Genomic DNA, 19,211 nt, shown 5'->3' on the forward strand with positions numbered 1-19,211 from the left:
TATAAAAATACCAAAAAATTGATTTGAGGTGTACAATATAAAGAGCGATCAATTAATAAAATTAAAAATAAAAATTTATGGCGCAAAATCCCATGCCGTCATCGGGCGGCCAGTCGTCGAAAAAACAAAACACGGCCATGGCCGTGGTGGCTTACATTTTATTTTTCGTTCCGCTTTTAACCGGTGATGCCAAAAAGGATGACTTTGTGAAATATCACACGAAACAAGGCTTGGTTCTGTTTTTGCTCGCGGTTGCCCTGAATGTTATTAATTGGATAATGCCGTTTTTCGTCTGGTGGATGATCAATTCTCTTTTGAGCTTGGGCGTTTTGGTTTTGTTGATTATCGGCATAGTCAACGCCGTGAACGGCAAGAAAGAGCCTTTGCCGATCATCGGAGGTTTGGCTGATGTGTTTAAGTTTTAAATCCACTTTCGAACATATAAAAAACACCGAATTTTTCGGTGTTTTTATAATATAAGCTTCAATAATTCAAAACAAAAACAGAGGCGTTAACCTCTGTTTTGCAATGAATTATTTCTTCTTTTTGGTTGTTTTCTTTTCTTTGATCTTAACCGGTTTTTTAGCTTTCTCTTTTTTAACAACTTCTTTCTTTTCAACAGCCTTTTCTTTTTTGACAACCTTTTTGTTTTTGCAAGGAGTCGCAACAGCCGCCGGCTTTATCGCTTTTAGAATCTCGTCGAGTTTGGCATTTATTGTCTCAAGTTGCTTTTGAGTCTGGTCGCCGCCGCCGTCGCTTTTTTTGCCTTTACTGAAACAATCGCTGCAATAAACCGCTTTTTCTCCGGTGGGCTTAAAGGGCACTTCGCAGACTTTATTGCAAGTGGCGCAAACAGCCTTGTGCATTTGTTTATCGCGCGATTTGAATCCTTTTTGATCACCGGGTTCTCTGCCGCTGAAGCAGTCGGAACAAAAAATCGGCTTGCCTCCCATCGGTTTAAACGGCACTTCGCAATTTTTGCCGCATTCGCTGCAAATTGCTCTGTGCATTCCCTGACGCGAAGAATCCCGCCCCCCAAAGTCTTTTCTGTCTCTCTTGCGATCAAATCTACTATTTTGTTGATAATTTCCCATATTTTTAATTAAATATTAATTTCTCACTTATTCAAGTATATGCTTGTTTTTAATAAAAAGCAACGATTATTCAATTATCTCCAAAACTCTTTACTCTTTGATCCATAATTATGCTAGATCGAAAAAATTTCTTTTTCAAAACAATTCCGTTTAACGTGGTGCATCGGCTCAAGGCGACATAGGTCTGGCCGTGGACAAATGTGCCGCTGCCCAAATCAATAATCACTTTTTCAAATGTTTTGCCCTGACTTTTATGAATCGTAATCGCCCAGGCCAGCTTGATCGGGATTTGGGTGTAGGATCCCATAATATCTCTCTTGAATTCACCGTGGTCATAGACATAACGCGATATTTCCCAGGTGTGCTGGTCAACTTCAACGATTTTTCCATCGGTTTTTTCAACAATAACCACGATTTTTTCTTCTCCGGTTTCTTCATCGATGATATTATCGATTCCAATCACTTCTCCGATCGTGCCATTGACCCACCGCCGCTGCGAATCATTGCAAATAAACATCACTTGCGCGCCGACGCGCAGAGTCACCGTTTCGCTGTTCGGATATAAATTTGGGGCTATGGCGCCGGTTTTCTTCGCTTTAAAGATCGCTTCTTTTTGGTTTAATTTTCTTAATTGGGCGAAATTAATGGAATCGGCCATGGCGTTGGTGGTCACCAGATAAATGTATTTGTCTTTTTTGTTCGGAATAAAGCCCGGTGAAAAGCGGCTGTTTAATATGTTTAGATGATTATCGGTGACATTGTCCTCTCTGACCGCGTTTAAAATTTCTATGAATTTATTATCCTTTTGGCGATATATTTTTTTTAATTCAATAATTTTCAGTTTAAATTTTACAATGAATAAATTTCCCTGGCCTCCGGCGGTAAAAACATCGGCGTTAAAAAAGTATGGAGCGTCATATTCGGAATAAAATTTGTCTTTATCCGCGCCGGTCACCACCGGTGGCAGTTGATATAAATCGCCGAAGAAAATCATTTGCGCTCCGCCAAACGGTTCATTGTTTTTTCTCGCCCGCCGAAGCACGGTGTCAACCGCGTCCAGCAAATCGGCTCTCACCATGGAAATTTCATCGATCGCGATGGTTTTAATTCGATTGAGTTTTTGTTTCATTTTATCGCTAATATTCATTTTCCTGGCTTCATCAAGCTCGAATCCGGGCTTTAGGGTGAAAAAGGAATGAATTGTTTCGCCGTTTACGTTGATGGCGGAAATGCCGGTCGGCGCCAGCACAATGATTCTTTTTTTCGAATGCAGTCTGATGTGCTCGAGTAATGTCGATTTTCCCGTCCCGGCTTTGCCGGTAATAAAAAAATGCTCATTGGTTTCTTCAATTCCTTTAATGATTTGCTTGGCTTGTTTGGATAATTTGTTTATCATAATTTCGCGCCGTATACGTTCAATTCTAAACGAAAAACAACATTTTTTCAAGGACCGCGCGGCTTAAACTCAAAAAAAGTCACCGAAATTTAATTCGGTGACTTTTTTTGGCTCCGCGCCCGCCTGCCGATAGGCAGGGGCCGGACTTCCTCCTTCACCCCCTCGACTATGCTCGGGGCTTCGGAGGATAAACTTCTCGTCCGTCCGGATTAAAACAACGAAAAAACACCGAATTTCGTTTCGGTGTTTTTTCGTGGCTCCGCGGGCCGGACTCGAACCGGCGACCCACTGATTAACAGTCAGTTGCTCTAACCAACTGAGCTACCGCGGAATGATGTTAAATAGAATTTGTTTCCGATGTAACCCGCTCCATGACCGAGCCCCGCCCTGAGCGAGCCGAGCTTGCGAGGGGAGTCTAAGGGTACCGCGGAATGATTTTAAATAGAATTTGTTTCCGATAAAACCCTATCCATGACTGAGCCCGGCGGAATAAATTCAATTTTGTCCGATTATCCGACTTGAAGCTTGGCGGATAATTGTGACAAAAATATAATATCAAGGAAAAAGCGATTTGTCAATATATATGCCCGTTTAAATTTGGTCGGATTGTAAAAAAAATCGCGATATTATATAATATTCGCAGAATAACCATAATCAAATTTTATGCAAATGAAAAACAATAAAACCAAGAAAAAAGAAAACAAATCCCCATTAATCATTTTGCTGATTTTGATCTTACTGCTTTTATCCGCTGTTGTATTTTTACTGTTGAGAGGCCGGGAAGACGCTTGGATTTGCGAAAACGATCAATGGGTCAAACACGGCAATCCGACGGCCGACAAGCCGTCTTACGATTGCGGGATTTTGGAAAAGTTTCCGGTCGAGCCGGCATCCAATGAGATTCAAGTGTTTTCTCCCACAATAAATCAAGTGATTACCAGTCCTCTGGAGATTTCGGGCAAGGCGACCGGCAGTTGGTTTTTTGAAGCCAGTTTTCCAGTGGAATTGCTGGATGGCGACGGCAAGCTTTTGGCCAGCGGTATAGTGTCCACGCAGGACAGATGGATGACCAAGGATTTGGTGCCGTTCACGGGCAGTTTGGAATTCGATCCCGGGAAGGCTGACGGTGGCATGTTGGTTTTAAGGCGCGACAATCCTTCGGGGTTGCCGGAAAACGATAAGGCGATAATCGTGCCGGTAAGATTCGAACAAGTCGAATCCGAAGAGGAAAAAACCAACGTCAAGGTTTTTTTCAACAACAGTATATTGGATCCCGAGATATCGTGCGTCAATGTTTTTTCCATTAATCGCGAAATAGAAAAGACGCCGACAGTGGCCAAAGCGGCCATTGAAGAATTGCTCAAGGGCCCGACTGAAGCTGAAAAAGCGGACGGTTACAATACCAGCATCACCCGAGGAGTGAAGTTGAACTCCATCACCATTCAAAACGGCACGGCTTTCGTTGATTTTGATGAAAAATTGGAAGCGCAAACCGGCGGATCCTGCCGCGTTGGGGCTATTACTTCACAAATAACAGAAACGCTTAAACAATTTTCCAGCGTGCAAAGCGTGGTTATTTCCATCAATGGCAGAACCGAGGACATTTTGCAGCCGTAATAAATAAAAATGTTTTGAAAACCGCTGTTTGAATTTTTTTTCAAGGCGGTTTTTTTTATGGCGCGGTCGGCGGCGTATTCGCCGCCGATGTAGAGACGCGCCGCGGCGCGTCTCTACACGCGGTCGGGATCGCCCGCGGTCGCGCCATTGTGAATAACATTTTTAAAAAAATGTCATTCATTGCTATAATGAATTCATTGAATTAATAAAAAATATGAAAAAAACAGCAATACTATTGATCGCCGCTTTATTTGTTTTTGGATCGGCGCATGGCGTAGTGGCCGAAAATTACGATTTTGTTTCTAGTAATATCTGGGTTTCGGAAACCGCGCCGCTGGAAGGGGATATTTTGAAAATTTCTTCCGTGGTAATAAATGACGGAGATAGAAGATTCAATGGCGATTTGGTGTTTTTGGACAATGATCAGCTAATCAGTTCGCAAATCGCGTTTTCGCTCGGCGCCGGAGAGTCCAGCAAGGTTTTGACCACGAGCTGGACGGCCGTTCGCGGGGAGCATAGATTCAAAGCGGAAATTAGAGATGCTTATTTTATAAATGAAGAAGGACTCAATGAAGCGATTGACGGTACTTTTTTCAGTCAGGTGACGGACGTGATTTACGTTGACGTTGACAGCGATGCCGATGGTCTGCCCGATTTGGAGGAAGAAGAGCAGGGAACGGACCCGACGAATCCGGACACGGACGGAGACACCGAAAACGACGGGGATGATCCCAATCCGACAAATCCGCAAGTTTTCAACGGTCCCGATACGGACGGCGACGGCATTATAGATACCTTGGATACGGATATTGATAATGACGGTTTGTATAATTGGGATGAAGATGATAGCGGTACCGATCCGAAAGAATACGATACGGACGGAGACGGCTATAGTGACAAAGAAGACTCTTTTCCACTCGATTCTAAAAAATGGAAAGAAGAAGTGAAAGTGGCGGTGGTTGAAAAAAAAGATGATTCCAAGTCGGACGACAAAGAAACAAAAAAAGTGAAAGATGCTTTGGCGGATGACTCGGATTTGGCCAGTTCGGATCAAGTTTTTGACAGCGTGAGCGATTTTTTCGCCAATCAAAAAAATAACGATAAAAACGTTGAAAATACGGAAGCTGAAAATTCCGGTGACGCTAGTAATTTTGACAAAGCGGGCAAAGGCTATTTGGCCAGTCTGACCAAACGCGACAATTTATTGAAATTGGCTTTGATTCCTTTGATTTTGATGTCCGCGATCATCGCCAGACAGCTGGTTAGAAAACCCAAATCAAAAAATAAGGACAATGATCAGGTTTAAAAGATCTTGTATATTGTAAAAAATGCCGGCCCTGCCCGGGATTTTTTATTAAATATTTGTTATAATGACAATATAATTTGAATGCGCATGAAAAGGAAATATTTAAAATTTTTAATTATCATGACCTTGCTAATCGCTTGGAGCGTTTTTATTTACTTTGTCGATCCGGTTAAAATTATCGATTTGATCGGCGTGCAAAACTCTTATATTTTCGGCTTTTTGATTTCCGTCTTCGGAGGTTTAACCACCTTCACCGCCACTTCTTTTATCGCCACTCTGGTTACCCTGGCGCTTGGCGGGGTGAACCCTTGGCTTTTGGGACTTTTTGCCGGGCTGGGACTGGCGATAAGCGATAGCGTGTTTTATTACTTCGGCAAAAAGGGCAGTGAAGTCATTTCGAAAAAAACCGAAAAAAGACTGAGCAAATTTTTTGCATGGTTGAAAAAGCAGCCGGAATGGCTTATCCAAATATTGGTTTTTCTATATATCGGTTTTACTCCATTGCCCAATGACATCGTGACCATCTCGCTATCTTTCAGCCGTTTTCCGTATAAAAAATTCATTATCCCGGTATTTTTTGGGGACTTGACGTTTGCCACGTTGGTTTCGGTCGCGGCCAGCTTCGGTTATCACGTTTATTGATTTAAAAAAGAGATAGAGTTTGCTATAATTCAAACATAATTTATGAGAGAGCAATTATTGATAATGCCTTTTGATCACCGGTCATCATTGATCAGGGATTCGATAGGCGTCAAAACCAATGTTGCCGTCCAAAAGGCCACTTTAAAGCTTTTTAAAGAAATCATTTACGCGGCTTTTTTGATTGTTCAAAAAAAATATCCCCGAAAAAATGACTTGGCGATTTTGGTTGATGAAAAATATGGAGCAGCTATCCTGAAAGATGCCAAAAAAAGAAAGATAAAAATTTGCTATACCGTTGAAAAAAGCGGAGGCAAGGAGCTGGCTTTCGAATATGGCAATTCATTCGGCGCCCATATCGCAAAATTCCAGCCTGATTTTGTAAAAGTTTTGGTCAGATACAATCCTTCGAATAAAGAAATCAACAAGAGGCAGTTGAAAAAGTTGAAGCGACTCGGAGAGTTTTGCGAAAAGAAAAATTATAGATTATTATTGGAATTGCTGGTGCCGCCGACGAAAAATGATTTGGCAATTGCCGGTTCACTCGCGGCGTTTGATAAAAATTATCGCATAAAAAAGACGGTCGACGCGATCGGAGAAATAAAAAAGGCCGTAAAAGTGGATGTTTGGAAAATGGAAGGCTTTGATAAGTCGAATTGGCGAAAGATTTTCAAGGTTGTGCCCGAATATTCCAAAATTATCGTTTTGGGCAGAGGAGAAAATGAAAAGAACGTGATGAAATGGATTATGGACGCCAAAATATTTTCCAAAATAATAGGTTTCGCCGTCGGCCGGACTATTTTTCTCAAACCTTTGCTCGAATACCATAAAAAACGGGTATCGAAAAAGCGAGCTGAGGAACTGATCGCGGCCGATTTTTCAAAATTCGTGAAGTTGTGGAATTCATAATATTAAATAATAATTAATTTTAGAAAATTATGAAAAAGAAAATTTTCACCGTTGCTTTGGCGATGATGACAATGGCTGTTTTGGCGGGATGCGGCGCCGTGTATTCGACAGGGGAAGTCTTGGAAGCCAAAATGTGCGTGGCCGCCGATAGAGAAGGCCTTTTATGCACACGCGATTTGGCCAGCTTTTACGCGGACACGGACGTAATTTACGCCACCGCCATCTTGGCCAACGTTCCGAGCGGCACCAAAGCCACGGGCACTTGGTACTATTTCGATCCAGAACAAGGAGTTACGACCATCGGTTCCTACATTTTGGAATCGGAGGAAATCAATTCCGATCTCGCGTATTCTCTTTCCAAACCGACCAATGGCTGGCCGGCCGGTAATTATCAGGTGGAAATCGCGGTCGATGGATACCCGGATATAACGGTTTATAAGGATTTTTCGATTCAATAAATTTTGAATTTCTAGGTTGATGGCGCCTTTTGCCGCGAATTTCGTTTTGCGGCAAAAGGCGTTTGGATATATGAAGCAATCTCCTATCGAAAGCAAAGATAACGAGCGGATCAGATTTTTGAGAAAATTGACTTACAAAAAACACAGAGAGAAGTTCGGTCGTTTTTTTGTTGAAAACATCAAAATTATTCATGACGCGGCGAAAAATGGAATTTTTCCGGAAAGCGTTTTTTGCACGGAAAATTTTTTTGATCGACATAAAAAAGAAATTGAGTTCGTCATTCAAAAAGCAGGTGATGAAAATTTGTGTTTTATCGGCGACAAAGTCAATAAATCTTTCAGTGAATTAACCACGCCGTCCGGCGTGGCCGTGATTTATGTCATACCGGAATTTCAAATCAAGGAAAACAAGCCGGTTGTTTATCTGAACGGCATAAATGATCCGGGTAATCTGGGAACGATAATCAGGTCGGCCGCGGCTTTTGATTTTGGCAACTTAATATTGGATGAATTATGCGCCGACGCTTTTAATTATAAAACCGTTAATGCCTCAAAAGACGCCATTTTTAAAGTGAACATCGCTTATGACGAGAATTTGAAGAAAATAAAACAATTGAAAAAGAAAATGAGTATTTATTCAACGGCGATTAAATCGGGGGAAGACGCGGCCAAGATAAAAAAGGGCAAGGCGTTTTGTTTGGTTTTCGGCAGCGAAGCCAGGGGAGTGGATGATAAGATTTTGAAATTATCCGACGGCTTGATCAATATAAAAACAAACGGACAGGTGGAATCTCTGAACGTGGCCTGCGCGGCTTCGATTATTTTTTCCAAATTATATAAAGGGTGACAAACGGTAAAAGTTGAAATTTTTTAAAATAAAAAAGCCCCTTTGTTCGGGGCGTTTTTTATAAGATTAAAATCTATTCGTTTTTCTTTGTTGGTGACAATCTTTGCAGAAAATAGGTCTGTCGCCATCCGGTTTAAACGGCAATTCCGTGATTTCTTTACCGCAGCCGGAACAAGTCCAGTTGCCTTGAACCATCGGTCTTTGGGCGCCGAAATTTTGTCGGTCTTCCATGTGATTTGTTGTTTTGAAACTTTACGATTTAATCGCTCTTATGAAGGCTAATAAAATTGTAAGTTTTAACAAAACTTTTAATTATTATGAGGCCATTTTATCATGTTTTTAATAATTTGTCAATATGCGCCTTGATTTTGGGTGTTTTATTTCTAAAATGTTTGTCATAATAAAGACATGACTGAAATATTATCAAAATGCAAAATTAAAGAATTTGACCTGCTTTTAGCTGAAAAAAAGAACGTTTTGGCTCTCGGACCCGAATCGGCGGGTAATTTCTCCGTTTATATCAACGGAAAAGTTTATTATTGCTCAGATTTTGGCGATTTATTGGAGGAAGAGCGTTTTGATGTCTATAAAAAGGCTTTATTTGAGCTTATTGATAGAAATAACCTGATTCCCGATATTATTCGCGTTGACCTTCATCCGGCCTATAAAACCTCAAAATTGGGCGAAGAATTGGCTCTTAAATTCAACTGCCGCCTGGAAAGAGTCCAGCACCATATAGCGCACGTTTATTCGGCTGTATTTGATCAATTTGCGGGCTACGAATCTACCAAAGATTTACCAATCCTGCGAAAACAAGGAGAATACGAATCTACGAATACTTTACGAATACGACGAAAGCATGGAGATATGACTCTACCGACAAAATTTTTAGGCATAGCCTGCGACGGCACCGGCCTTGGGTTGGACGGCAAAATATGGGGAGGAGAAGTATTTCAATATCAAATATCAAATATTAAAAATAAACTAACGCGAATCGGGCATCTTGAAAACCAGTTGCTGTGCGGAGGCGACGCGGCCATTAAAGAGCCGGCTCGAATGCTACTTTCCATACTTTTAAATATAAAAAAGCCGGCTGAGGTTTGGCCGATTTTTAGCGCATTTTACACCGAACAACAATTTGATACATTGGTAAAAATGCGTGAACAAAAATTTAATTCACTGGAGACTTCAAGCGCGGGTAGGGTGCTGGACGCGGTTTCGGTTTTGCTCGGATTTTGCGGCAATGAGAGAAAATACAAGCATGAGCCCATTGACTTGCTGGAGAAAAATTCAACGCAGCCTTTTGAGCTGGAGCCTGTGATAACTGAAGAACAAAGAAACAAAGAAACCGAGGAACAATGGAGCAATGGAGCAATGAAGCAATATGTCCTTAACACCTCTTATTTATTTGAATGGTTGCTTGAGAATTTAGATAAAGATAAGGGCAGACTGGCGGCGACAGTTCAAAAATATATTATCGAAGGCTTGATTGAGATAGCCAAAAGAACTGATCCGAATTTGCCGATTTATTTTAGCGGTGGAATGGCCAATAATCGAATTATGAGTCAAATTGCCATGAATAATGGCTTAATCATGGCTGAAAACATCGATCGGGGAGACAATGCCTTGAGTTTGGGGCAGTTGACTTTATTTTTGTAAAATTATAATATTCGCTTTCAACAAAGGAGGGCGATCATGAAGTTTCTGGCGGCATTGCTGGCCATGCTCACCATATATTCCGGATGGCAGGCGACCAAAAACATCATATTTCTTTTCGGCGCGGTCAAGGACCGTGAAAGGTATGAAGAACTTCGAAGTACTGTCCATGGTCCGTTCGCATTGGTGGAGTCCTACGTCATTTTGCCAGTCAGCGTTTGTCTGATATTTTTCTTTATGACGCTTTTGGCGGCGGGAATCGCTCTGGAAACATAGCCCGTTCGGATCATTTCGCGCGGGTTTTAAATTTGACAGATATTGGTAAATTAATTAAGTTTAAATACGACGGGTGACGCGCGTAAAGTTCAAGAGTTTGGACCCGACGTCACCTGAATTAGCATCACCTGATGCCACCGACGTGCCGCGCGTCACCCGTCATCTTCTCTTGCTCCTCCCCACGTGGCGGAGCATTCTTTTTTAAAGAAAAAATCAAGGATTGACTTAATTATGCAAAATTGCTTAAATATTATATTAACGGGTGAAAACAGAGGAGGACGGTCATGACCTTGAATGAGGTTTATCTTAAATACCAGGTGGAAAAAGAAATTAGGGAATTCGCTGATTGTTCGCGAGCCTGGCTGCGCAAGGTTGGCTTGGCCATCAAAAGAGTGGTCGCGGCAATCATGAAGGAACGTCGCATCAGTTTTGAGGAAGTAAAGCGGCTACCAGGCAATACGATTCTGGGGCCAATCTCCGAAGCGGCGGCCAACGAGTTCTTCGCCTTGCTGGCCACGGGTAGCGAGTGGCGGAACAAATGATTCAACCCGCGGATGAACGTATCTTGCGGGTTTTTAAATTAGTGATTAATAACTTTTCGCATTAATTCATTTACGAACTGAAAATTACCATCGCCGGTCAAAACAACGTCAAAATTTTCGTCAAACGCTTTTTTCATCGCCGTGTTTTCAATATTAAGAAAACCCAAAGAAATCATGTTTTTATAATAAAATCCTTTGACCATGCCCGGATCTCCGAGAGAGTCCCCGAGCAAAATGACATTGGGACGGTTTTTAATCTTTTCAAAAACCGACGGAATTTCTTTCAAGACCGTTTCGTCTTTATTTAAACTGTGAATGATCGGCTCGAGCGGACGCAAGGCTTTGCCGTTTTGATCCCACTCGAATTTATTGGTCACCTAATAAATATTCGGGAAATTCAATTTATTTTTTTCGAAGAATATGGGAATGGCGTCTCCGCAGCCGCTGGCGGACATTATAATCAAAGGAATGTTTTTTTCATTGAGCAGAGTCAGAAATTCCATCGCGCCGTCTCGAAACTTCAAATGTCCGTTGGCCACGATATCCGCCAAATCGTTTTTTGACAGTCCGGATTCAATCAGCAGACGGTCGTGTTTGTCCCACCATTGCCGCATTGCCGTTTTCTTTTCGTTGATTGAAATACTTAGATCAAGTTCAATCGGATGATAATGATCGAACAGTGCGTGAGCTTTGGCCGCGTAATCTTCGGTCAGATGTTTGCCGTCGCGCAGCATTGAAATAATGGAAGGAGTTTTGACCCCGTCAATTGTGCCATAAGTCAGGGTGCCGTCGAAGTCCGATAAAAAGTGTAATCCATTCGCGCCATCCATTTGAATGGATTTTTTTAATTGTTCGAATTTTGTGGGATTTTGAATGGATATTTGCATAAAATTTAACAAATCCTCGGAATCAATTTTCCTCTCGGCTCTTCGATTTGTCTTTCCGATCCAAGTTTTGTTTTCAAAAAAACGCCTTCGCCTTCAAAGCATTTGCCAATAATTTTGGCCTCGGGATTGAATTCTTGGAGCTTTTTTAATGCTTCATCAGTGTTTTGAGGACTGACCGCGGCGATAAAGCGGCCTTCGGAGGGCAATGTAAAAAGCTCAATGCCTAAAAGTTCGGTCAAGGCAAAAACTTCTTTTTTATAAGGCAATTTGTCTTCATCCAAAACAATTTTTATTTTTGATTTGGCCGCGATTTCATTCATGTTGGCGGCCACGCCGCCGCGAGTCGGATCTTTGGCCGCGTTTAGAAGATGCCCGACCGCCTGAAACTCGGCCAAGAGCGGCCGGCAGTCGCTTATTAAATCGGTTTGATAGTCAAAGCGATAGGCGAGAAGCGTCAGTCCATGTTCGCCCAAATCTCCGGAAGTTATGATGTTATCGCCGGCTTTGGCTCCGCCATTGTCAATCACTCTTTCAACCAAGCCCACGCCGGCCGTGGTTATTTCAATTTTATCGATTTTGCCTTTTTCCATCACTTTGGTGTCACCGGTGACAATGGGAATATTCGTTAACTTTGAAATTTTATCAATCGATTCGGCGATTTTGAATAAGTCTTTTTTAGAAAAACCTTCTTCAAGCACAATGCTCAGCGATAATCCCAGCGGTTTGGCGCCCATCACCGCCAAGTCGTTTATCGTGCCGCAAGCGGCGATTTTGCCAATGTCGCCGCCCGGAAAAAATATCGGATCCACAATGAAAGCGTCAGTGGTGAAAACCAGCTTTTTGTCTCCCAAATCGAAAATCGCCGCGTCATCTTCGGTGTTGGTCCAGTTTGTTTTCAGATTAATGATTTTCCTGAGCTCGCGGATAAGTTCATTGTTTTTGAATCCGCCGCCGCCGTGGTCAAGGTCAATCATATTAATAATTTCTACCCCACTTTAGTGGGTGAATACAAAGGCCCACTAAAGTGGGGTAGAATTTTTATATTTATATTCAATTTGGCAAGATCCCTCAACCGACACCATACAAGCCCCTTGCGGGTTTTCCGGTGTGCAAATTTTAGCGAAAAGGGGACAGTCAGCCGGTTTGGCCAGACCTTGCAGTATTTTACCACAAATGCAGGCGCTTGGCCTATATTCGGTGTTTTTTCTTATATTTTCAATTAAATCGTGATGAATAAACTCGGTATCCTGATTTTGAAATTCCTTTCTAATTTTTAAGCCTGAATTTGGTATGTTTCCGAGGCCGCGCCAGCGCGCATCTGAAATTTCAAAGACTTCATTGATTAATTTTCGCGCTTCAATATTGCCTTCGGGTCGTACGACGCGCGTATATTCGTTCTTGAGTTCATTTTTTCCGCTGACAATCATTTCAAGCAACCACTGAATCGAAAGCAAGACGTCTTCGGGTTCAAATCCTGAAATCACTTGCGGCACATTAAATTGCTTAAAAGGCTCCTCTCCGATAATGGCCGCAACATGGCCCGGATCAAGGAATCCGTCGATTTGAATATTAGGGCTTGAAAGTAAAGCGGCCATGGCCGGCGGGAACAGTTTGTGAGCTGAATATACCTTTAAACCTTGCTTGATCGCCCAGGCTGACATGGGTGTGGTGGTCTCAAATCCTATGCCAAAAAACGCCAAATCATTTATTTGTTCAGCGAGTTTTACAGCGTCGAGAGTGGAGTAAACCACTTCGATTTTTTTGCCTTGTTGCCTTAATTTTTCAAGGCTTGAATTTGTCCCGGGCAAGGATAGAGCGTCGCCGTAAACGGCGATGGGCACATCGTTTTCCGCCAGGCCGATGACAACATCAATGTCAGTCTGATCGGTGACGCAGATCGGACAGCCGGGCCCGGAAATAAGCTCAACGTTTGGCGGAAGCAAACTTTTCAAACCGTACTTGGCCACGGTTTGCGAATGCGTGCCGCAGAGTTCCATCAGTGTGACCGGGCGGTTGATTTGAGAAGCGAGTGTGTTAATTTTATTGATGATTTTTTGCATGAATGTTATTTAATCGCGAATCTATTGAATTTTTTATAGTAAATGTTATAATAAATAAAACTTACTGCAGGCGCTGTGTCAATACATGGAGTTATTGTATTATAAGGGGGATAATGATGGCTGGGTATGGGTTTAGGCCTGGTGTGGCTGGAAGTGGTGGGTCGCCGATAGACTGGGAAGAGAGGGCGAGACAGAGGAAGATGTCACAGGCCGGCCACATCATAGTTAAGGCCGTCTTTGCCAGAGGAGGCACTGATGAGGATTGGATGAGAATTTTCCATGACCGAGGCCTGGTAGATCGCCTGGCAGAAATGATCATTCAAAAGCCCGAGCCCACCTCCAAGTAGGGGCAGCATATCTTGACTCTTGAAGTTCCCGCGCGTCATTCGCGCCGGAGCTTTTTAATTTCATCAGCTTCGTTTTTATCAACAATTTCAATGGCAAACCCCGCGTGCACAATCACAAAATCTCCCGGATTTGGTGTTATCAGGCTTATATTAACTCTTTTTTTCAGGCCGTTAAAATCAACCAGCGCGGTTTGGCTTGTTTTATCCATTGATTCAATTTTTCCGGGAATGGCTAAGCACATAATTTTAAGAGGGATTAAGGTTGGTTTATATGTCCTTTTGTTTCATGATTCATGCTCCATGACGTTATGTTGATAACTTTTGATGATAATTGTTTAAGATGCTATAATTTTAACAGAAACATTATTAACTTCAAATTTTATGAATGGTGACACCACTCCGGCTCCATCAAGCGAGTCTTCAAAAATGCAGTTAAAAGTTGAGGTTCCTTGGAGAGAAAAGATTTCTCGTCTGTTTATTTTTAGATTTCTCTGGGTATTCGTGCTCGTTTGGGTGCTTTATGTTTGGATGATTTGGATCGGCTTGGTAAATTTTGTTCATTTTTGGTACATGTTGATTTTAGGCAAAAAACATCAAGCCATGTGGAAGAAAAACGTCAGATTTTTCAAAACCATGACCGAATGGAATTCGTATTTATCGAATTTAACTGATGAAAGGCCGAAATTCATTGGCGATAAGGTTTAATCGACGAAATAAAAAATCAGCGATGAAAAATACGCTGATTTTTTATATTTACATTTGAAGCAGATTGGTTCCGGTCATTTCCGGAGCCGGGGGAATGCCGACTTGCGCTAAAATTGTGGGCGCCACGTCAGAGAGAATGCCCAGCGGGCTGTTTAAGGAAAGATCCCCGTTTTCACCGGTTTGAATGGTTTGACCGGCGTGTTTATTGCTCACGGCGATGAATGGCACCGGATAAATGCTGTGCTCTTTGTCTATTTTGCCGGTTTGAAGATTAACCAATTCTTCGGCGTTGCCATGATCTCCGACAATAAAGGCCATTCCTTGCTTGGCCAAAATCGCGGAAATGACTTTTTCCAAACATGAGTCAACTGCGTTAACGGCTGAGACTGTGGCTTGCAAATTGCCCGTATGGCCGACCATGTCGGGGTTGGCGTAATTAATGGCCATGAATTGATATTTATCCGAAGCCAAGGCTTTTAATATTTCATCGGTCACTATATTGGCGGACATTTCAGGCTGTTTATCATAACTGTCAACCAGCGGCGACGGAATGAGCATTCTGTCTTCTCCGGGGAATTTTTCTTCGATTTGTCCGTTCAAAAAATAAGTGACATGCGCGTATTTTTCCGTTTCCGCGATATGGAGCTGTTTGAAACCGTTGTCGCTGAAGACTTTGGCCAAGGGATTGGCAATGGTTTGCCGCGGATAGGAGACTTTAACCGGCAAACCCGTTTTGTAATCCGTCAAAGTGACGAAGGTCAGTCCGTCAATGAAATTTCGTTGGAATTTATCAAAATTCGGTTCAACGAAAGCTTGCGTCAATTGCACGGCTCGATCAGCTCTGAAATTGAAGAAAATCACCGCGTCTTCTTCGGAGACCATGGCGAGCGGCTGGTTTTTTTTGTCCACCACAGCGCAAGGCGGGAATTCTTCGTCGAATATTTGATTTTGATAAGACTCTTTTAACGTTTTTAACGGATCGGTGGTGGAAATGGCTCCTTTGCCTTCGGCAATGGCCGAATAAGCCTGGCTTGTCTTATCCCAATTTTTATTTCTGTCCATGCCGAAAATTCTCCCAGTGATCGAAGCGACCTCTCCGCATTTTTGTTTTTTGCAAAATTTCATGATGTCTTCCAAAAATCCCGCGCCGGAGTCTCTGGCAGAGTCGCGGCCGTCAAGAAACAGATGTAAAAAAGTTTGTTTTTTCAATTTGTTTTCTTTGCAAAGCTTTATCAGCGCTTCCAAATGCCGCTGGTGCGCGTGCACGCCTCCGTTGCCGAGCAAGCCGATCAAATGAATTTTCGATTTGTTTTGAACGGCTTTTTGAACGGCCGCAAGCAGATTTTCATTTTTGAAAAAATTCCCGTCTTCGATTTCTTTATCGATTCTGGGCAAGCTTTGATAATGAAGAACGCCGGAGCCGATATTCAAATGGCCCACTTCGGAATTGCCGACTTCACCCCAAGGCAGTCCCACGTTCACGCCGGACGCTTCAAGCAGCATGGTCGGATAAGATCCGATGAGTTTTTTGTAAAACGGAGCCGAGCTGAGGCTGATGGCGTTCGATTGGCCGGGAGTGGCAATGCCAAAGCCGTCCAGCACAATCAAAACAACGGGATTGTATGATAACTGCATAATATTAAGCTTTTATTTCTTTGATTATTTCGTCTATTTTTTTGTCCAGATCCGTCGCGTCCTTGATTATTTGAGTTTTCTTGTATCCATCGTCCGTTTTTTCCGCCTGCACCACGTAAATGTTGCGATCGTAAATGATGCGCGTCAAATCCGGCAAAAGTTTGGCTTTTTGATCCGGATCCGTGACTTTGTAATCGGCAAAATATTGCTCGATGGATTTTTGTTTCAAGGTGTCCATAAGTATTTTTATTAATTCAATTAAATTATACTTGATTTGAGTTATTAAATCAAAAAGTTAAGTGGTATAATGTTCATGGAGCCAATGGAGCATTGTTACTAATTACAATCATCCAGTAGGCCGATTGATATATAATTACGAATTACAAAAAGCTGATTAGCTTTAAACGATTCTTACTAATTACTTTCACCTATATCCTTAAGCCTGAGAATGTTGTAATTCGAAACAAATAACCTAGAAGCTAAATGGAAGATTGTAATTGGTAACAATAAAACAATGAAGCAATGAAGCAATCTTTTCTCCAAATATATATGCAAAAAGAAAAAGAAAACGAAAAAAAATCCATCAAGCTTGAAGTGCTTGAGAAATTGTCCGCGCTTATTATCGCGGGCTTTGGTTTGGTCGCGGCCTTGGCTTGGAATGACGCCATTAAGGCGTTGTTCAATAAGTTTTTTCCGGCGCCTTCCGGCAATCTGGTCGCCGGATTGATTTACGCGGTCGCCATAACCGCGATTGTGGTAATTGTCACCATCCAATTCGGCCGGATGATCAGGCGCGCCAAAAACGTGGTTGATAAATTGGACAAATAAATAATATCAACAACTTCGCCCGACGAATCGTATAAAAAATGCTATAATCTAAACATCTTTTATTTTTTATTATGCGGAGAAAATTCATGATCGCCGCAATAATGGTGTTGATGACCGTTGCTTTGGTCGGCAACGGATTTTGGCGTCAAGAAACATTGGCCGCCGAATTGTACGCGGCCTCGGACTCCGTGTCTTCGCATCAACCCGGAGCAAAATCAAACCATACCATAAGTTTCAAAACGCCGTCCGGCGTTCACGCGCCCGCTTCAAGCATTACCATCGGATTCGCTTTGGATTTTAATGTCAGCGGGCTTGATTTCAGTGACCTTGATTTGACTCACGGTCCGATCAGCGGTTCCGAAACATCCGAGGCCTTGGCTGCTGCCGCTGGCGTCAATGTTTGGGGGGCGTTTTTCGCCGGCAATGTTTTGTTTTTAATGCCGCCGACCAATGCCGGCATCAATGAAATCGCGCCAAGCGATACCGTAATTTTAGGCATTGGGTCGCAAACGGACACCGGCGCAAATGACATAGAAAATCCGGCGGTCGTCGGCTCTTACGATGTTTTGATCGCCGGGGATTTCGGCGACGGCAAGACCATTTCCGTGGCCATAGCCGATACCACGGTAAGTGTCGGCTCGACCGTGGTGGAGTCGGGCAGCGGGATTTACGGAGATACCACGCCCCCGATTATTTCAGATGTCGAGGTAATCAATATTACTCCTTATGCCGCCACGATTACCTGGGTGACCAATGAAGCGGCGAATTCGAGAGTCGAATACGGATTGGATCGCGCTCATGACGCGGTTTCCGTTTTTAACGGCTCGTTCGTTGTGTCGCACTCGATTGATTTAATGAATTTGAAACCCGATACCGTTTATTATTTTCAAATAATCTCTTTGGATCAATCTGGCAATCAGGCAATCGCCGGAAATCTCTCTTTTACCACCTTGCCGGAAGTGGAAGAGTTGTTTGTTTATAATATTCGAGTCAGAAATATTACCGCTCATTCGGCGGATGTTTTATGGGAATCAAACAGAGAAGCGGATTCGAGAGTGGACTTCGGTCTGACCGAAGAAGCTGAGACCGGTTTTTTTTACGATGAGGCTTTTGTTCGCGAACATGTAATTCATCTTAACGGACTTCGCGCCGAAACCAAATATTATTTCAATGTCACTTCCGAAGATGAATTCAAAAATGAAGTTACTGGCACCGGCCATTATTTCACCACCAAAAGTGAAGAATTGTTCGTGCCGAACGTGAAAAATTTCGACGCTAAATCCGATGTTGAAAATTATCGCGCGATATTAACCTGGGAAAACCCCATTTATCCCGAATTTCACGGCGTGACCATAAAAAGAAGTCTCGCCGGTTATCCGGCTTATCCGTCCGAGGGAGACTTTGTTTACGGCGGCGCCGCTCAAATCGCCTACGACAATAATCTTGCGCTGGGAGTGATATATTATTATTCGGCTTTCGCTTATGACGGATCCGGGAATTTTTCATCCGGCGCGTTCAGTTGGACGATTTTGATTCCGAAACATTATTTGACGATTAAAGCCAAGCCCGAGAAAAGAGTCCCGAAAATCGGCAATTGGGACACGAGCGCGGTCGTGACTTTTAAAACACCCGGAGAAAATTTTTCTTCAAATCTTTATTTGGTGGAAACAAACGCCCAAGGCGAGGCTGATTTGGTCATTGATGATTTAATACCGGGAATCTACGATTCCACGTTTAAGGGCTTGTCTCATTTGAAAAAAAAGCTTTACGGTTTGGACATTCGAATCAATGGAAATAATTTTTTGGACTTTACGCAAGGCGACACTTTTCACCTTTTGGCCGGAGACGTTCAGCGATCCAAAGACAATTACGTCAACGGATTGGATATCGCGGCCATGGAAAATAATATATACACCGGAGATGTTGACGTTGATTTGAATCAAGATTACGTGGTTAATGGGTTGGATTTCAGCGTCCTGTCGGCGAATTTTTATAAATGGGGAGACTGA

At 42.7% G+C, this 19,211-nt stretch carries 21 protein-coding genes, 1 tRNA gene and 1 pseudogene; 13 read left to right on the forward strand and 10 right to left on the reverse strand.

Features of this window, described 5'->3' with window-relative positions; genetic code table 11:
- Positions 1-77: 77 nt before the first annotated feature.
- Complete coding sequence (locus tag VMX18_00255) at positions 78-425, forward strand: hypothetical protein (protein HUT21823.1); 348 nt, start codon at positions 78-80, stop codon at positions 423-425.
- A gap of 108 nt (positions 426-533) precedes the next feature.
- Here the strand turns inward: VMX18_00255 and VMX18_00260 are convergent, their stop codons facing one another.
- The 3 genes from VMX18_00260 to VMX18_00270 form a co-directional block, all read right to left on the reverse strand.
- The gene (locus VMX18_00260; protein ID HUT21824.1) at positions 534-1,094 is read right to left on the reverse strand and encodes a CxxC-x17-CxxC domain-containing protein; all 561 of its coding nucleotides are present in this window, start codon (positions 1,092-1,094) and stop codon (positions 534-536) included.
- Positions 1,095-1,164: 70 nt separating this feature from the next.
- A complete protein-coding gene (locus VMX18_00265; protein HUT21825.1) occupies positions 1,165-2,490 on the reverse strand; it encodes a DEAD/DEAH box helicase in 1,326 nt (441 codons plus the stop codon).
- A 254-nt stretch (positions 2,491-2,744) separates the two neighbouring features.
- A tRNA-Asn gene (locus VMX18_00270) sits at positions 2,745-2,821 on the reverse strand.
- A 332-nt stretch (positions 2,822-3,153) separates the two neighbouring features.
- On the opposite strand from VMX18_00270, the gene VMX18_00275 reads away from it, so the two are divergent.
- The 6 genes from VMX18_00275 (at position 3,154) to VMX18_00300 (ending at position 8,266) form a co-directional block, all read left to right on the forward strand.
- Entirely contained in the window at positions 3,154-4,107 is a 954-nt protein-coding gene (locus VMX18_00275; GenBank protein HUT21826.1) for a GerMN domain-containing protein, read from the forward strand.
- Positions 4,108-4,321: 214 nt separating this feature from the next.
- Positions 4,322-5,413, forward strand: coding sequence for a hypothetical protein (locus tag VMX18_00280; GenBank protein ID HUT21827.1), 1,092 nt, complete (start codon positions 4,322-4,324; stop codon positions 5,411-5,413).
- 120 nt (positions 5,414-5,533) lie between these two features.
- Positions 5,534-6,055, forward strand: a complete 522-nt coding sequence (locus VMX18_00285; protein ID HUT21828.1) for a VTT domain-containing protein — start codon at positions 5,534-5,536, stop codon at positions 6,053-6,055.
- A gap of 42 nt (positions 6,056-6,097) precedes the next feature.
- Entirely contained in the window at positions 6,098-6,961 is an 864-nt protein-coding gene (locus VMX18_00290) for a DUF2090 domain-containing protein (protein HUT21829.1), read from the forward strand.
- Positions 6,962-6,990: 29 nt separating this feature from the next.
- Entirely contained in the window at positions 6,991-7,419 is a 429-nt protein-coding gene (locus tag VMX18_00295) for a hypothetical protein (protein HUT21830.1), read from the forward strand.
- Between the two features lie 70 nt (positions 7,420-7,489).
- Positions 7,490-8,266: an RNA methyltransferase gene (locus tag VMX18_00300; protein ID HUT21831.1), complete on the forward strand. Its 777-nt coding sequence runs from the start codon at positions 7,490-7,492 to the stop codon at positions 8,264-8,266.
- 66 nt (positions 8,267-8,332) lie between these two features.
- On the opposite strand, the gene VMX18_00305 is transcribed toward VMX18_00300, so the two are convergent.
- Positions 8,333-8,497, reverse strand: coding sequence for a CxxC-x17-CxxC domain-containing protein (locus tag VMX18_00305; GenBank protein ID HUT21832.1), 165 nt, complete (start codon positions 8,495-8,497; stop codon positions 8,333-8,335).
- A gap of 177 nt (positions 8,498-8,674) precedes the next feature.
- On the opposite strand from VMX18_00305, the gene VMX18_00310 reads away from it, so the two are divergent.
- From VMX18_00310 to VMX18_00320, 3 genes are all read left to right on the forward strand, one after another.
- Positions 8,675-9,925 (forward strand): hypothetical protein, encoded by a 1,251-nt coding sequence (locus tag VMX18_00310; protein ID HUT21833.1) that lies wholly within the window; start codon positions 8,675-8,677, stop codon positions 9,923-9,925.
- 36 nt (positions 9,926-9,961) lie between these two features.
- Complete coding sequence (locus VMX18_00315; GenBank protein HUT21834.1) at positions 9,962-10,198, forward strand: hypothetical protein; 237 nt, start codon at positions 9,962-9,964, stop codon at positions 10,196-10,198.
- Positions 10,199-10,482: 284 nt separating this feature from the next.
- The gene (locus VMX18_00320; GenBank protein ID HUT21835.1) at positions 10,483-10,740 is read left to right on the forward strand and encodes a hypothetical protein; all 258 of its coding nucleotides are present in this window, start codon (positions 10,483-10,485) and stop codon (positions 10,738-10,740) included.
- A 38-nt stretch (positions 10,741-10,778) separates the two neighbouring features.
- Here the strand turns inward: VMX18_00320 and VMX18_00325 are convergent.
- The 4 genes and pseudogenes from VMX18_00325 to VMX18_00340 all read right to left on the reverse strand — a co-directional run bounded on the left by VMX18_00325 (position 10,779) and on the right by VMX18_00340 (position 14,276).
- Positions 10,779-11,627, reverse strand: a pseudogene (locus tag VMX18_00325) (hypothetical protein).
- 5 nt (positions 11,628-11,632) lie between these two features.
- The gene (gene hypE, locus VMX18_00330; GenBank protein HUT21836.1) at positions 11,633-12,601 is read right to left on the reverse strand and encodes a hydrogenase expression/formation protein HypE; all 969 of its coding nucleotides are present in this window, start codon (positions 12,599-12,601) and stop codon (positions 11,633-11,635) included.
- A 45-nt stretch (positions 12,602-12,646) separates the two neighbouring features.
- Positions 12,647-13,687 (reverse strand): hydrogenase formation protein HypD, encoded by a 1,041-nt coding sequence (gene hypD / locus VMX18_00335; protein ID HUT21837.1) that lies wholly within the window; start codon positions 13,685-13,687, stop codon positions 12,647-12,649.
- 382 nt (positions 13,688-14,069) lie between these two features.
- Positions 14,070-14,276: a HypC/HybG/HupF family hydrogenase formation chaperone gene (locus VMX18_00340; GenBank protein HUT21838.1), complete on the reverse strand. Its 207-nt coding sequence runs from the start codon at positions 14,274-14,276 to the stop codon at positions 14,070-14,072.
- Positions 14,277-14,415: 139 nt separating this feature from the next.
- Here VMX18_00340 and VMX18_00345 point away from each other — a divergent pair, with 139 nt between their 5' ends.
- The gene (locus VMX18_00345; protein HUT21839.1) at positions 14,416-14,739 is read left to right on the forward strand and encodes a DUF4389 domain-containing protein; all 324 of its coding nucleotides are present in this window, start codon (positions 14,416-14,418) and stop codon (positions 14,737-14,739) included.
- Between the two features lie 48 nt (positions 14,740-14,787).
- On the opposite strand, the gene gpmI is transcribed toward VMX18_00345, so the two are convergent.
- Positions 14,788-16,374 (reverse strand): 2,3-bisphosphoglycerate-independent phosphoglycerate mutase, encoded by a 1,587-nt coding sequence (gene gpmI, locus VMX18_00350; GenBank protein ID HUT21840.1) that lies wholly within the window; start codon positions 16,372-16,374, stop codon positions 14,788-14,790.
- Positions 16,375-16,378: 4 nt separating this feature from the next.
- A complete protein-coding gene (locus VMX18_00355) occupies positions 16,379-16,612 on the reverse strand; it encodes a hypothetical protein (protein HUT21841.1) in 234 nt (77 codons plus the stop codon).
- 311 nt (positions 16,613-16,923) lie between these two features.
- Between VMX18_00355 and VMX18_00360 the strand changes: the two genes are divergently transcribed.
- Positions 16,924-17,202 (forward strand): DUF5654 family protein, encoded by a 279-nt coding sequence (locus tag VMX18_00360; GenBank protein HUT21842.1) that lies wholly within the window; start codon positions 16,924-16,926, stop codon positions 17,200-17,202.
- Positions 17,203-17,273: 71 nt separating this feature from the next.
- Complete coding sequence (locus VMX18_00365; GenBank protein HUT21843.1) at positions 17,274-19,211, forward strand: fibronectin type III domain-containing protein; 1,938 nt, start codon at positions 17,274-17,276, stop codon at positions 19,209-19,211.

The organism is Candidatus Bipolaricaulota bacterium, from assembly GCA_035528115.1.
Taxonomy (GTDB): Bacteria; Patescibacteriota; Patescibacteriia; order UBA11705; family DATKZF01; genus DATKZF01.

What these genes read in the sequence shown, in the direction of transcription:
- VMX18_00255 (HUT21823.1), top strand. Translation starts at nt 78, where the DNA reads ATGGCGCAAAATCCCATGCCGTCATCGGGCGGCCAGTCGTCGAAAAAA.
- VMX18_00260 (HUT21824.1), bottom strand. Translation starts at nt 1,094, where the DNA reads ATGGGAAATTATCAACAAAATAGTAGATTTGATCGCAAGAGAGACAGA.
- VMX18_00265 (HUT21825.1), bottom strand. Translation starts at nt 2,490, where the DNA reads ATGATAAACAAATTATCCAAACAAGCCAAGCAAATCATTAAAGGAATT.
- VMX18_00275 (HUT21826.1), top strand. Translation starts at nt 3,154, where the DNA reads ATGCAAATGAAAAACAATAAAACCAAGAAAAAAGAAAACAAATCCCCA.
- VMX18_00280 (HUT21827.1), top strand. Translation starts at nt 4,322, where the DNA reads ATGAAAAAAACAGCAATACTATTGATCGCCGCTTTATTTGTTTTTGGA.
- VMX18_00285 (HUT21828.1), top strand. Translation starts at nt 5,534, where the DNA reads ATGACCTTGCTAATCGCTTGGAGCGTTTTTATTTACTTTGTCGATCCG.
- VMX18_00290 (HUT21829.1), top strand. Translation starts at nt 6,098, where the DNA reads ATGAGAGAGCAATTATTGATAATGCCTTTTGATCACCGGTCATCATTG.
- VMX18_00295 (HUT21830.1), top strand. Translation starts at nt 6,991, where the DNA reads ATGAAAAAGAAAATTTTCACCGTTGCTTTGGCGATGATGACAATGGCT.
- VMX18_00300 (HUT21831.1), top strand. Translation starts at nt 7,490, where the DNA reads ATGAAGCAATCTCCTATCGAAAGCAAAGATAACGAGCGGATCAGATTT.
- VMX18_00305 (HUT21832.1), bottom strand. Translation starts at nt 8,497, where the DNA reads ATGGAAGACCGACAAAATTTCGGCGCCCAAAGACCGATGGTTCAAGGC.
- VMX18_00310 (HUT21833.1), top strand. Translation starts at nt 8,675, where the DNA reads ATGACTGAAATATTATCAAAATGCAAAATTAAAGAATTTGACCTGCTT.
- VMX18_00315 (HUT21834.1), top strand. Translation starts at nt 9,962, where the DNA reads ATGAAGTTTCTGGCGGCATTGCTGGCCATGCTCACCATATATTCCGGA.
- VMX18_00320 (HUT21835.1), top strand. Translation starts at nt 10,483, where the DNA reads ATGACCTTGAATGAGGTTTATCTTAAATACCAGGTGGAAAAAGAAATT.
- hypE (HUT21836.1), bottom strand. Translation starts at nt 12,601, where the DNA reads ATGATTGACCTTGACCACGGCGGCGGCGGATTCAAAAACAATGAACTT.
- hypD (HUT21837.1), bottom strand. Translation starts at nt 13,687, where the DNA reads ATGCAAAAAATCATCAATAAAATTAACACACTCGCTTCTCAAATCAAC.
- VMX18_00340 (HUT21838.1), bottom strand. Translation starts at nt 14,276, where the DNA reads ATGTGCTTAGCCATTCCCGGAAAAATTGAATCAATGGATAAAACAAGC.
- VMX18_00345 (HUT21839.1), top strand. Translation starts at nt 14,416, where the DNA reads ATGAATGGTGACACCACTCCGGCTCCATCAAGCGAGTCTTCAAAAATG.
- gpmI (HUT21840.1), bottom strand. Translation starts at nt 16,374, where the DNA reads ATGCAGTTATCATACAATCCCGTTGTTTTGATTGTGCTGGACGGCTTT.
- VMX18_00355 (HUT21841.1), bottom strand. Translation starts at nt 16,612, where the DNA reads ATGGACACCTTGAAACAAAAATCCATCGAGCAATATTTTGCCGATTAC.
- VMX18_00360 (HUT21842.1), top strand. Translation starts at nt 16,924, where the DNA reads ATGCAAAAAGAAAAAGAAAACGAAAAAAAATCCATCAAGCTTGAAGTG.
- VMX18_00365 (HUT21843.1), top strand. Translation starts at nt 17,274, where the DNA reads ATGCGGAGAAAATTCATGATCGCCGCAATAATGGTGTTGATGACCGTT.